At 39.4% G+C, this 13,542-nt stretch carries 11 protein-coding genes; all 11 read left to right on the top strand.

Translation table 11 applies throughout. The annotated features are described in order from the left end of the window. The first annotated feature begins 21 nt into the window (after positions 1–21). Positions 22–327: an HAD-IA family hydrolase gene (locus G601_RS24420; RefSeq protein ID WP_155834590.1), complete on the top strand. Its 306-nt coding sequence runs from the start codon at positions 22–24 to the stop codon at positions 325–327. Between the two features lie 55 nt (positions 328–382). Next, positions 383–1,585, top strand: coding sequence for an MFS transporter (locus G601_RS0120485; protein WP_026666450.1), 1,203 nt, complete (start codon positions 383–385; stop codon positions 1,583–1,585). A 1,040-nt stretch (positions 1,586–2,625) separates the two neighbouring features. Beyond that, positions 2,626–3,231: a hypothetical protein gene (locus G601_RS24415; RefSeq protein WP_051206123.1), complete on the top strand. Its 606-nt coding sequence runs from the start codon at positions 2,626–2,628 to the stop codon at positions 3,229–3,231. A gap of 128 nt (positions 3,232–3,359) precedes the next feature. Then, complete coding sequence (locus tag G601_RS0120470) at positions 3,360–4,154, top strand: SDR family oxidoreductase (RefSeq protein WP_035791248.1); 795 nt, start codon at positions 3,360–3,362, stop codon at positions 4,152–4,154. Between the two features lie 82 nt (positions 4,155–4,236). Beyond that, positions 4,237–4,377 carry a hypothetical protein gene (locus tag G601_RS26355; protein ID WP_155834589.1) on the top strand — a complete coding sequence of 47 codons (141 nt, stop codon included), beginning with the start codon at positions 4,237–4,239 and terminating at the stop codon, positions 4,375–4,377. 106 nt (positions 4,378–4,483) lie between these two features. Continuing rightward, positions 4,484–5,437 (top strand): aminoglycoside phosphotransferase family protein, encoded by a 954-nt coding sequence (locus G601_RS0120460; RefSeq protein WP_207638079.1) that lies wholly within the window; start codon positions 4,484–4,486, stop codon positions 5,435–5,437. A gap of 390 nt (positions 5,438–5,827) precedes the next feature. Further along, positions 5,828–6,832, top strand: a complete 1,005-nt coding sequence (locus tag G601_RS0120450; protein WP_051206121.1) for a TAXI family TRAP transporter solute-binding subunit — start codon at positions 5,828–5,830, stop codon at positions 6,830–6,832. Continuing rightward, complete coding sequence (locus tag G601_RS0120445; RefSeq protein WP_026666446.1) at positions 6,833–7,927, top strand: GNAT family N-acetyltransferase; 1,095 nt, start codon at positions 6,833–6,835, stop codon at positions 7,925–7,927. It begins immediately after the preceding gene. A gap of 55 nt (positions 7,928–7,982) precedes the next feature. Next, positions 7,983–8,924 carry a phosphatidylglycerol lysyltransferase domain-containing protein gene (locus G601_RS0120440; RefSeq protein WP_196808936.1) on the top strand — a complete coding sequence of 314 codons (942 nt, stop codon included), beginning with the start codon at positions 7,983–7,985 and terminating at the stop codon, positions 8,922–8,924. Between the two features lie 27 nt (positions 8,925–8,951). Continuing rightward, a complete protein-coding gene (locus G601_RS0120435) occupies positions 8,952–11,876 on the top strand; it encodes an MFS transporter (protein ID WP_026666444.1) in 2,925 nt (974 codons plus the stop codon). Next, the gene (locus G601_RS0120430; protein ID WP_026493412.1) at positions 11,873–13,519 is read left to right on the top strand and encodes a PP2C family protein-serine/threonine phosphatase; all 1,647 of its coding nucleotides are present in this window, start codon (positions 11,873–11,875) and stop codon (positions 13,517–13,519) included. Before G601_RS0120435 ends, G601_RS0120430 begins: the two co-directional genes overlap by 4 nt. Positions 13,520–13,542: the final 23 nt, after the last annotated feature.

Raw genomic sequence — 13,542 nt, 5'->3', positions numbered from 1 at the left:
CATTTTGGGGCCCATAGGGGATTGGATAAAAAGTCTTACCTAATTGGAATGATAACCGACAATAAAGCTGATAGAATAAAAACCATTGTAAGCAACACCGAACTTAAGGAATTGTTTAATGTGATAATAATTTCGGCAGATGTTCATAGTAGAAAATCTGAGAGAAAAATATTTGAAGAAGCCTTAAAACAGTCCGGTCTTAAGGCAGAAGAGTGCATATTTATTGATAATACAGCGTCAAATTTGAAGATACCTTCTGAAATGGGATTTACTACAATATATTTTGACGATGAAAAAAGAGATTATAGTAGTTTGTATTGTTTTTGATTTATCTAAATTCCAGGATAATGAAATAAGCAAATCGGGATTAGTGGAGTAGAACATGGATAAAAAAAGGGCTTTGTCTGGCGCCATAACATTTATAACCCTGATGGGAATCGTAAGTCTGTTTTCGGACATGACTCATGAAGGCGCCAGAAGCATATTGGGCGAATATCTGAACCTCGCAGGGGCATCCGCTGCAACCATCGGATTTGTGTCCGGTATAGGAGAATTGTGCGGGTATTCACTAAGGCTCATATCCGGATTTATAGCAGATAAAACGAAGAAATACTGGACATTTGTTATCACAGGCTATGTAATACAGGCTCTGGCGATTCCTGCACTGGCACTCGTACCTGAACATGGCTGGATTTGGGCCTGCGGGCTTGTGATCCTGGAGCGTATCGGAAAAGCGATAAAAAAGCCTGCCAAAAACACATTGGTAAGCTTTGCGGCAAGCGAGATCGGAACTGGAAAAGGCTTTGCCTATCAGGAGTTTCTGGATCAGCTTGGCGCGTTTCTCGGACCGGTACTGCTTTTTGTAACAGCTCTTGTAAAAGGTACAGACGACCTTTTTACAACGTATAGGATCTCTTTTGCGATACTGCTTGTTCCTGCAATGATCACCATAGCTCTTGTTTTGGCAGCAAAGATAAGATACCCTGATCCGGAGATCTTTGAAAAGCAGGAAGACAAACCGGCAAGCTTTGAATTCAGGAAGTCATTTGTTCTGTTCATGGCGGCCATCTGCTTTTTTGCTTTTGGCTTTGCAGACTTCACCCTGATCACACTTCATTCGGCTAATACCGGAGCATTTAATGAATCCATGCTCAGTCTGCTATATGCTGGGGCAATGGCTGTGGATGCCTTTGCTGCACTATTCTTTGGCTGGCTTTATGATAAGGTCGGGCTGAAGGCTCTGATCATTTCCACACTATGCAGCACATTCTTCTCATGTTTTGTTTTTATGACTGGAAATGCCTGGTTGATCGGAGCTGGGATAATTCTGTGGGGGATTGGAATGGGTGCGCAGGAAAGTATTATGAAAGCAGCTGTCAGCGGAATCGTCCCGCGTTCCATGCGAAGCACCGGTTTCGGAATATTTGAGACAGGATTTGGTATTGCGTGGTTTCTGGGCAGTTGGCTTCTCGGTGCCCTGTATGATTTGAATCCTGTGTATCTTGTCACTGTGTCTGTGGTATCACAGTTTCTGGCGATTGCATTTTATGCTTTATGCCTCCGGTGCAATAAGACAGAGTGCTAACAATTCCAGTTTGTTGGAATGAGCATTATATCGGAATTTAATGGAGCCTTCGTAAATAACCAAGTATAGTATATTGAAGAAACGGAACTTTATGGTGTTTTCAAAACTGGGTTCATTTTAAGGCCTATCGTTAAAAGGTGAAATGTGTTCAAAGCCAGTATTTATCGTGCTTTAGAGCTGCTGGCTGCCATGTTGAGACGGTAGCTCTCTTGACGAAGGCGACTGAAAAGTAAGCCTGAGTGTCGTGACGATTGGTTGACTTTTTTAGAGAGTATATTATAATTCATTTCTGAGATTATTCTAGTTATCGCGGCTGGTACATCCAGCCGCGTATCTATTCCACACAATGGCTGGCGGCTGTTGTGGTCGGATATTCCGCATAATTGCAATATATGCCATTATGATCGGATGACTTCCAAGATTTTTAGACAAATTTTGTTTAGAGACTGTTGGAATTTGATGTTTTAGGCTTTTCAGCAGGCTGAAATCTTTGGTATTACCTGTTGGAATTGTAGATTTTGGGATTTCAACAGTGACAAAACGTAGCTGTTACCTGTTGGAATTGCTATTATGCTTGATTTCAACAGTGATAAAATGCAGTCTTTTCCTGCTGGAATTGTGAACTTGAGAATTCCAACAGGTGAGAATAATCCAATTTACCTGTTGAGAATAGTATTGTTACGGATAACAACAGGTAGAAAGTAATAAAATAGTCTGTTGGATATTAGGATTTATAGATAACAACAGGTCAAGGCGGGGAAAATAGTCTGTTGAAATCATGAAAAATAAATATACAACAGGTAGCAGTAAATATAAAGAGATACAAAAAGGAAAATAAAAGAAATGCAAGGTTTAAAAGAATTACTAACATTAGAAGAACAGAGATTAAAGAAAATCAAAGAGACTGTAGATGGCAGGCTTATCGATGTTCCGGATGGTACTCTTAGAGTGACATCATCCAAAAAAAAGTTCAATATATACAGTGTGTAGAAGATATAAATGAAGCTGGATACAAACTTAGTTATATCAAGAAAGAAGACATGGCACTTGTCTATGCTCTCGCACAGAAGTCTTATGATCAGAAAATCAAAAAACTGGTAGACAGGCGCATTAAACATATCGAGAAAATTTCAAGGGAATACGAAGATAATGAGATTGAAGAGATTTACAACAACCTTCATCCTGCCAGGAAAACACTTATAAAGCCAGTAGAAATTCCATGGGAGCAAAAACTTGCAGATTGGAAGAATAAACCATATACAGGAAAAGAATTTGCTCCAGGTATTCCTGAAATATATACAAAGAAAGGTGAAAGAGTTCGATCTAAATCAGAAAAAATCCTTGCTGATACCTTCTTTGATATGGGAATTGAATACAAGTACGAGTGCCCTCTGAAACTAAAGAACTTTGGAGTAGTATATCCGGATTTCACATTCCTTAGAAAAAGAGATTGTAAAGAAATATACTGGGAGCATGATGGAAGAATGGATGATCCGGAATATGCAGAGAAAGCTGTCAGGAAGATTAATTCATATATTGCAAACGGTATATTTCCGGGAGATAAATTGATAATTTCTTATGAAACTTCTGGTGTGGTGTTGAACGATAGGGTAATAAAAATGCTAATAAAAAAATACATAACATAATTCTTAGTGATGGATTATAGTTTTATCTGCATGAGTTATACTATAATCACATGCTAATCAAAATCTAGGATGAATAATATATATCTTGTCAGTTTATTTGTGACATCAATTGTTTAGGGAGTATAAATATGATACTTGTAACAGGTGCATCGGGATTTGTGGGCCATAAGATTATGGAAATGTGTAGCGATGTTATTGCGGCACCGTCCCTGCGAGGAATGTCCGAAGATGATATTAAGCATTTGGTATGTGAAAGTGGTGCTGATGCGATAATACATACTGCGGCAATTTCGGATATGGGTGTATGCGAGAAGGATCCAGAGGCTTCTTATCATGCAAATGTAGAAATCCCTATTTATTTGGCTAAAGCATCTGGAGGCAAAAAGCTAATATGTTTCAGTTCTGATCAGGTATATAACGGACTTGAGGATGAAGGACCATATATTGAGGAAAATGTAAAACCCGCTAATACTTATGCCCGTCATAAATTGGAGATGGAGCAGAGAGTTCTTGATATATGTCCTGATTCAGTTATGCTTCGCGCAGAGTGGATGTACGACTATTATCTGGAAAAGCCAAATTATTTCATGAATCTGATTAGGGCCAATGAGGCGGTTTCGTTTAGCTCAAAGCAGTTCAGAGGCATAACCTATGTTAAAGAAGTGGCTGAAAATATGGAAAAGGTAATCGGACTTCCCGGCGGTGTTTATAATTTTGGAAGTGAAACCACAAAGTCAATGTACGAGATTACCAGAGAATTTTTAGACGCTATGAAACTTAACATAAGACTTAAAGATGCACCTGTAAGGCATAATCTTTGGATGGACTGCAGTAAGGCAAAAAAATTCGGATTAGAGTTTTCAGATGTTCTAGAGGGGCTACTTCGCTGTGCAAAAGATAATGAAAATAGATTGAGGAAGTAATCTGTGCAGAACCTGCCGAAATCAGTGATATTTTGTTGGGTTCTGTTTTTTTGTTATATATTTAGATTAGAAAAGAATGAAAGTGGGTGAAAATATACCATTAGATACAGGTCTGAATGAAAAGGTGGTTCGGAAAATCTATCTGAAGGCAGGATTTAAAATAGTTGATATTATCGACTATGATAATGGGAATTCAATGGCGCTATATGAGATGGAAGTTTAAGGATGCATGATAACTGAGACGGTGATAATTTCTTTTAGGATACTGAAGAAAAATGAAAAAGGATCAGGGTATGGAAAATATTAATGCATTGATAGAACAATGCGGTTTGGGGACAATTGAAGGACAGATTCTCGCTGTGTCCGGAGGGCTTATGCATAAGATGTATAAAGTGCAGACAACTACCGGAACATACGCAGTGAAAAGTCTGAATCCTGAAATAATGAGTAGGCCTGAAGCGATGAAGAATTATGCTGAAGCAGAAAGGCTTGAGAAAATATTGGAGGATAATGGAATTCCTGTTGTAGCAGCATTATCTTTTGATGGAAAAAAGATGGTTTCTGTTGATGGAAGGTATTATTATATTTTTCCATGGCAGGAAGGGAAAATCACAGATTTTAATGAGATTTTAACTGAACAGAGCTACAAAGCCGGTGAGATACTTGGAAAGATTCACTCAATAGATGCGCAGAATATTTCTCAGGAAGAACCTGCATTAAGTGAGGTTGATTTTACAGCATTACTTGAAAGTGCTAAGGAAAAAGATAGCGTAATTGCACCTCTCCTTGAGGCAAATATGCCGCTTCTTGAAAACGCACAGGACAAGCTAAATAAAGCGCGGAAAAATCTTCCTGCAATGAGAGCAATAAGTAATGATGATATGGATCCCAAGAATATTATGTGGCATGAAGGAAATGCCTACGTGATTGATCTTGAATGTCTTAGCTACAGCAATCCTGTATCATCATGTCTTGATCTTGCGCTCCAATGGGCAGGAACTGTAAACGGCAAATTCAGTAAAGACTATCTGGAGGCTTTTTTCAAGGGGTATCTTAATGCTTATGACAATGGATTCAGATCGTATGATAAATTATTTGGAATAGCATATACCTGGATAGAGTGGCTTGAATACAATATCAGGCGTGCACTGGGAGTAGTGAGCAATGATGCTGAAGAGATAAGGCTCGGAGAAGCAGAAACAGAGAATACGATAAACAGGATAAAATACCTTGCTTCAATTGAAAATGATATTTGTATGGTATTAAAAAGCCTTCCGGCATGAGAATACGGCTGTTCTCATGGATGAAATCCTCGAGAAGTTCAATACTAAGGCAGATAATCTGAACGACATTATGGATAGAATGGCAGATTCAACAGCAGCACACAGAGATTTGAAACCCTTTAAATAAATCAACAAACCAAAATACTGTATATATTAGGACCGGCTTTAAGCTAACGAAAATCTTAGCATAAAGTGTCAGGTCCTTTTATGTTGTCTTTTTCGGTGTTGTGGGGGAACTGTTCTGGAAAAAATATTATCTATTTTTAATCCCAAATTTATAAATCTATAACTTGTGTATGTGAAAATAGAGTATGGGATAACTTAATAATGTGCAGCTATGTCTATTATTAGGAGGTTCCAAAGTCTTCAGGAAAGGCAAATTGAAATAACATGATAACTTTATTCGATTTTTCAAGATTACATAAGGTGATTAAGAAACTATCGGCAGTGCTTATTGTCTTTGCAATGATAGTTGCGCAGGCCGGATGCGGCAATATTATAGGCGGAAAAAAGAGAGAAATGGTATTGGCCACAGGAGGAACCTCCGGAACCTATTTTTCACTTGGCGATGCCATGGCCAATATTCTGAATACAAAGCTCTCCAACAGCACACTTGCAATATACTCAACAGGTGGCTCCGGTGAGAATATTAAGATGCTTTCTAATAGAAGCACTGATCTTGCAATAGTTCAGAATGATGTAATGTATTATGCCTACACAGGAACGGATCTTTACTCTGATTCGGAGATGTATACCGGCTTTTCAGCTATTGCCGGGATTTATGATGAGAATGTCCAGATAGTTACCTGCAAGGATGATATTTCTTCGGTGGAGGATCTCAAAGGTAAAAAGGTTTCCGTGGGAGATTCAGGATCCGGAGTAGAGTTTAACGCAAGGCAGATCCTTAGTGCATATGATATGAGTTTTGACGATATTCATGTTGTCAATTCTTCATTCGGTGACAGCGTTGATAAACTCGTTGATGGAACAATTGATGCAGCTTTTATCGTGGCAGGAACTCCCACAAAAGCTGTAACGGATTTATCGGAAAAAAAGACTATTCGTCTGATTGGCATTGATGCTGAACATGTAAGTATTCTCCAGGAAAACTATAGCTTTTATACCAGTTCGGTTATTCCGGCTGGAACTTATCAGGGACTGGAGGAAAGTACCGACACGGTTTCTGTAAGGGCGGTGCTGGTGGCTTCAAACCATCTGGAAAAGGAAAGAGTATACGAACTTTTAAAACTTCTTTTTGAGGAAAAGGAACGTATTTCTGCCGGAGAAGGAAACTTTTCAACGTTTGAATTAAATGAAGCTGTTAAGGGAATTAGCATTCCCTTCCATAAAGGGGCAAAGAAGTATTACAAGGAAAATGGTGTGGAGGGATTTTGAGTGCTTAAGAGGATACTGAAAAGCGGAACATGTGCGAAGTGCAGAATTTGCTGTAAATATGACGACGATGATGTCTGGGATGCTCCAGGATTTACTGAAGAAGAATATAAAGAAAACAAGGTTAAGACAGAAGCAGCATTTATTCAAAGAGACGATGGGCTTTATTATCTGAAAATGGAAAAAGACAGCGAGGGTATTTATACCTGTCCATGCCTGGGTGAAAACGGATGCACTCTGGGGGATAGCAGACCTTTCCGATGTGGTCTTTGGCCTATGTACCTTATAAACACAGAACATGGTCTGGGGTTTGCCCTATCTCCGGTATGCCCTGAGGTATGGAAGCTTGGAAGTGAAGAGATTTTTGAATCTGTTCGTGGCAAGCTTTTGCTTATCAATAAAATAGGCCATGATTGCCCTACTCTTATTGAAGACTGGTCTCCGGAATACCGGATGATAGCGATTCCGGATGAAAAAGGTAATTATCATTATCTTCCGGATGAGGAGGGGCTTGATCCCCATCTGCATTTCAGAGAGCTGTCTGATGAGGAGGTTCAGGATCTCCATGAAAATGTGCTGAAAAAAGATTTTCCTGAGGATGAGTTAAAAAAGCTCGACATTATTATTAAGCTTAAGCATAAAGGAGCGTATATTACGCTTGCAGTTTATGACAGAGGAGTCTTTGTTGGTTATGCGTTTTTCTCCACGGATTCTTCGAATAAAGGACTTTGTATCCTTGATTATTTTGCTGTTATGCCAGAGCTTCGCGGAAAAGGGTATGGAACAAGAATCCTTTCTTTAATTACTTCGCATTTTTCCGACAAGACTAATCTTATGTGCGAGGTGGAGGATCCTTTTGCTACGGATGACCCTGAGACGAAGCAATTTAGAGAGAAACGGATGAATTTTTATATTTCAAACGGATGGCATGATACAGGTCTTTCTGTATTTATGTATGGTGTGGATTATCGCATTATAGGATCCCCTGTGGGGACCTTTAAAAATCCAGAGGATGTATTGGGTGAATATCGGAAGATATATGTTGATATGGTGGGAGAAGAGGAGCTTTCAGTTAATATGAAGATTAATAATTTTTAACGAATTAACTTGAATAAGTTAGTTTGCAGTATGGAGTTATAAGTGGTTTATGTATTTGGATAAGTTGAAACACCTGCCGGAAGCAGAGGAGGAGAGACTTCTTTCCCTTGGCTATTTACCGGTTACTGTAAATGATAAACAGAAGCTTAATCCTTATTATGACAAAATGAATGATGACTGGTCATCACCTATGAGTTTTATGGCACTCATAGCCTGGGGAAAGGTACTTTCCTTTTATTACAGAGAGATCGATGATTATCTTTCTCTGATGGGCTGGGATTCATCGGATGGCAGAATGACTATGCTACCGCTCATTGGGCATTATGATGAAGATTCATTAAAAGAAGCCTTCAATGAAGTAAGAGAAGACCATGGTAAGCTTGGCTACAATCTTAATATCACGGATATGCGCGAGTGGATGCAGCCCTATTATGAACATATTCCGGGTACAGAATGGGAAAAGAAAATAAATGATTCCTTTTTTGACTATGTTTATGATAGCAGTAGCTTTGATGCTTTTAGTGGTAAATCTGGGCAGAATCTTAGATATTTTCTGAAGAATTACGACTACAGTGTGGATGAGGTGACTCCCGCGGATCTTAACACGCTCACTGACTTTGTCAGGGGTAACTGGTGCGCGCATAAGGACTGCGCTTATTGTAATTACGGATGCTCGATAAACTGCCTTGAAGAGATAGTTCCCTTCCTTCCTGAGCTTAATGGCTATGGAATCATTGTAAGGATAGACGGGGAAATGGCAGGCTTTTGCATAGGCTCAAGACATGGGAATAAATCAATAATTCATTTCCAGACAACAACCGGAAACTATAAGGGACTTGGGGTGTTTATGTATTCAGAATGCAGGAAGCGCTTTCTTTCCGGAGTTGACAAGATCAGTCTGGGAGAGGATATGGGTATTTCCGGAATCAGAACCTTCAAGCAAAGACTCGCTGTCCATCAATGGATACCGAGATTTGAATATGATCTTAAAAACTAAAGACTACTTTTAGAAATGAGAACAGCCATGAATGAAAAAATAATTAATAAAAAGAATGTTATTATCGCCGGGATAGTGGCGGTGCTTCTCCTTCTCATATTATTTTATAGTCATGAATATCTTTTAGTGAACCCTTTTTCTGACCTGTCATATGATGGCATAGTTTATGCTGCTCTTGATAAAGATGGTAATACCTATGTTGTAGATAAGGCGGGACAAAGGCTCTTAAAGGTTTCTCCCAAAAACAAGCTTATATGGAAAAAGGAAGCATCTTCTGGGCTGTTCAATAAAATTAACAGGGTTATTCCATCCGGAGATCGCATATTCCTTCAGGATGTTGAGAGTGGTGAAGGAATACGCCTTAAGGGTGAAAGCATAATTGAGCTTAGTTCAAGAGGCAAAGCAATTGAAACTGTCTCTAAATTTCTCTATTCAGAACTGACATTACAAGAGCATATAGTTGGTATTTTTCCTGTAGGCGAACGGGAGATTGCCTATTTATATAAAACAAATGACAACATACGTCTCTTAAAGCCTGGATATAGTGAAACAACATATCCCCTCAAAGGTGCCGGACTGTACTTAAGGAGCAGCGCGTATGATGCTGAAACGGAAACAATCTATTACAGCACTTTTGATGGAAAGATTAAGCAATATGTAGATGGTGTCAGTGATAAAGTAATCTATGACTGCGCTGATTCAGAGGATTTAAGTATCCCGGCGGAGCTTAGTTATCATGATGGGAAACTGTATGCTACTGATATCGGGCTTAGATCAGTAATCGTTTTTGATACTAAAAGTGATGAGGTATCTTTTATTGAAGAAGATGTAAATCTGCTTGAAAGAGAGATAGCTTACAGTCTTAATGCGGGAAACGGGCTAAAGTGTGTAACAGATTATTCGGTAAAAACATATCTTGGGGATAATTCATATGATTATTCTGTTTTCTGTAAACTGTCATACGTAAACATAATAAAGAGCATTATCTCAAAAATTGCTGCCGCAGGCTTAATACTGATTATTGTTGCCGTTGTTACAGCTGTAGTTCTATACATTTTAAGGAAAGGATCTTTGTACGCAAAGATAATCCTTGGTATAGTGGTTGGATCGGTTATACTTTCCGGGCTTCTGGTGTCTGTCCTTATACCAAGATTTCAGGAAGAATTAACGGAAGCATTTTTTGAGAAAGCCAGTCTGGTCAGTGACATGACATCTTCCATGGTTCCAAAGGATGCATTCGTACGTCTTGACAGTGCGGATGATTTCATGAATGAGGATTATCAGGCAGTCAGGAATGTGGCAAGAAATATATTCTTTAATGAATCTGACAACATGAATGATCTGTACTGCGTACTTTATCATGTTGTAGATGGTGTGTATTCTATGAGCTACAGTCTGAAGGATAGTGTAGGATCTGTTTATCCTTATGACTGGAATTTGGAGGGTTCGCTAGAAGAAAAGGTTCTGACTACTAAAAGCAGTGAGAGATATATGAGTAGTACCAGTGAAGGTGAGTATCTCTTTTCCTATAAGCCGTTAATAAATGCCGCAGGTGATGCTGTAGGTATCATCGAAATAGGTAAGGACATGGCTACATTCAGGAATGAGATTAATCAGATGGTTCTGGATGCCTTCATCAATACTTTTGCGGTTACTATAGTCCTTATCCTTTTGATTATTGAACTTATATATTTCGTAAAAGGAAGAAATGAGTATAAGGAAATTCTTGTGGCCAACGGAGGAAAAGCCGTTCATGAACTGCCTTGCGAAATCATGAGAATGGTTTCATTTCTTGTATTCTTCTTAACTAATTTAAGTACAGCATTTCTTCCGCTGTACGCCATGGACCTGGCTGGAACTTCAGGGACTAATATTGCCCCTGAGGTTATGGCGGCTATCCCGCTTTCAGCAGAGGTTATTACCGGTGCTATCTTTTCCGTGGCAGGTGTAGGTATCATTAAAAAGATAGGAGAAAGGCAGACAATCTTCTTGAGCTCAGTACTATTTATGACTGGTTTTGGTCTGCGCATTATTCCTAATATCTGGGTGCTTATACTAGGCAATGCTATTGTTGGTGTGGGTTGGGGAGTGATACTTCTCGCAGCCACTATGAGGATAACGGATTTACCGGAGGAAAAGAGAGATATTGGATTTTCACAATATAATGTTGCTTCCCTAAACGGTGTCAACTGCGGTGTCGTAATGGGTGGATTTCTTGTTAACTGGATGAATTATCAGGGCGTATTTATAGTCTCGACTGTGCTTAGTATTTCTATGCTGATCCTGTGTACGAGATATTTCAATGCCGGAAAGTCTAGAAAGGATGAAGAAGAAATTGTTGAAAATGTGGACTCTATAAAGATAATGTCATTTATTATGAATCCCAAGGTGTTCACACTGCTATTTATGATAGTGGCACCTATCCTTATGAGTTCATATTTCCTGAATTATATGTATCCTATCATTGGCTCCGGCTTTGGACTCTCAGATACATATATTGGTTATTCATATCTGCTGAACGGACTTTGCGTGATGTTCTTTGGAGAACTATTGACATCTTTCTTTACACGTGTGAAGAAGAAACAGGAAGGACTTCTTATGGCTTCGCTATTATATGCCTTTGCGTTTTTCCTTGTAATTCGTTTTGAGAACATTCCGGCTCTGTTTGCGGCTCTTGCAATTCTCGGTATTTCAGACAGCTTTGGATTACCACTGCAGTCAGGTTATTACACGGAACTGGAGGCTGTGGAGAAATACGGATATGATAAGGCCCTTGGTATTTACAATCTGATTATAAATGTAGCTCAGTCAGTAGGGCCTTTCGTATTCAGTTATGTTTTGATTGCCGGAATGAGCAAGGGACTTACCATAGTTCTGATTACACTTACTATTCTTGCGTTTGTATTCATCATTATAGGAAAAACAGTTGATAAGAAAAGGAGAGCCATATGAAGAAAATAGGAATCGGAGTGAAAATCTGCTCACTTATTGCTGCTGCTTTGATTGTTCTGTTTGTTGTGCTTTGTACATATAGTTACATGGTACACAGACAGAAGGTAGATGATTATTATGGTGAAAACGCATCCAGACTGGCTCTTTCTTTGGCAAATCAGACTGATGGTGACTTTATCAGGGAATTAAGGGCGCTGGTTGATGAAGATGAGTTTCAGCAAGTGCGGGAAAAAGCGCTGGAAACAGACGACTGGACTCCGGTAGAGGACTACCTTGAAAAGAAGGGTCTAAAAGAAAAATATAACCTGATTACAGACACGTATATGAGTTTTCTCAAAGATATGAATGTAAAATATCTGTACATTCATTCTATAGAGGGACCAATAAGTGTGTATCTTATTTCCGCAACTGAGGGAATTAAAGCACTTGGACTTGTTGGAGATAATGCGGAAGAATTTTCAATGTATACAACAAACGTACACATCGATCCTGCCGTATCAAACATGGATAACGACTGGGTATGCTCTGCTTATGAACCGATATACGATTCCAATGGCCAGGCTGTAAGTACTGTGGGTGTCGATATCGATATGAATAAGGTCGTTGGAGACAGAATGCATTTTATGTACCGTATGGTGACCTGCGGTGTTGTTATCACATTACTCTTTGTTATTCTGGGTATCATAACTATACGTAAAGTTGCAGTATACCCGGTGGAAGCACTCTCCAGTGGAACGAAAGCATTTACCCATGAGGAAACCGGCTATTCAAGAGAAAGTGTAATCAATCTTGATATAAAGAGTGGAGATGAGCTGGAAGAATTATACACTGATATCAAGACCATGCAGGTGAAAATTCTTGACTATATCGAGAATATAACAAAGATCACCGCTGAAAAGGAGAGGATAGGAGCAGAACTAAGTGTTGCTACCCAGATTCAGGCGGATATGCTTCCGCGAATTTTTCCGGCCTTCCCTCAGCGAAACGAGTTTGAGCTGTTCGCTACAATGACACCTGCAAAGGAGGTTGGAGGAGACTTTTACGACTTCTTCCTTATTGGAGATAATCATCTTGGTCTGGTAATGGCTGATGTTTCCGGTAAAGGTGTTCCTGCAGCGCTTTTCATGGTGATTGCTAAGACGCTCATAAAGAACAAGGCACAGCTTGGTGGGACCCCTGCGGAGGTATTGTCTTATACCAATGAGCAGTTGTGTGAGAGCAATGAGACTGAGTTGTTTGTTACCGTATGGTTTGCTATCATAAACCTGACCACAGGAAAAGGAATTGCTGCCAATGCGGGACATGAGCATCCTGCATTAAGGCGCGCAGACGGACAGTGGGAGCTTGTGGAATATAAGCATTCTCCTGCAGTCGCAACAATGGAAGGAATGAAGTTTAAGGAGCATGAATTTGAACTCTATCCCGGCGACAGATTATTTGTTTACACAGATGGTGTAACAGAAGCAACTAATAGCCAGAATGAGTTGTTTGGTGAGGAAAGACTTGTAAATGCTCTTAATAGAGAAGAGGTAGATACACCTGAAAAGCTTCTTAAAAATGTCAGAGAAGATATAGATACATTTGTTGGTGATGCACCTCAGTTTGATGATATTACAATGATGGGAGTCTTCTGGAAGGGATGATGGGGCTCAGCGCAGGAGACTGT

The sequence above is a fragment of the Butyrivibrio sp. FC2001 genome, assembly GCF_000424125.1.
In the GTDB taxonomy this organism is placed as follows: Bacteria; Bacillota; Clostridia; order Lachnospirales; family Lachnospiraceae; genus Butyrivibrio.
This window is presented reverse-complemented; position numbering and strand designations above follow the sequence as displayed.

Excerpts from the sequence above, each read along its gene's own strand:
- G601_RS0120485 (WP_026666450.1), top strand. The coding sequence starts at position 383 with ATGGATAAAAAAAGGGCTTTGTCTGGCGCCATAACATTTATAACCCTG.
- G601_RS24415 (WP_051206123.1), top strand. The coding sequence starts at position 2,626 with ATGGCACTTGTCTATGCTCTCGCACAGAAGTCTTATGATCAGAAAATC.
- G601_RS0120470 (WP_035791248.1), top strand. The coding sequence starts at position 3,360 with ATGATACTTGTAACAGGTGCATCGGGATTTGTGGGCCATAAGATTATG.
- G601_RS0120450 (WP_051206121.1), top strand. The coding sequence starts at position 5,828 with ATGATAACTTTATTCGATTTTTCAAGATTACATAAGGTGATTAAGAAA.
- G601_RS0120435 (WP_026666444.1), top strand. The coding sequence starts at position 8,952 with ATGAATGAAAAAATAATTAATAAAAAGAATGTTATTATCGCCGGGATA.
- G601_RS0120430 (WP_026493412.1), top strand. The coding sequence starts at position 11,873 with ATGAAGAAAATAGGAATCGGAGTGAAAATCTGCTCACTTATTGCTGCT.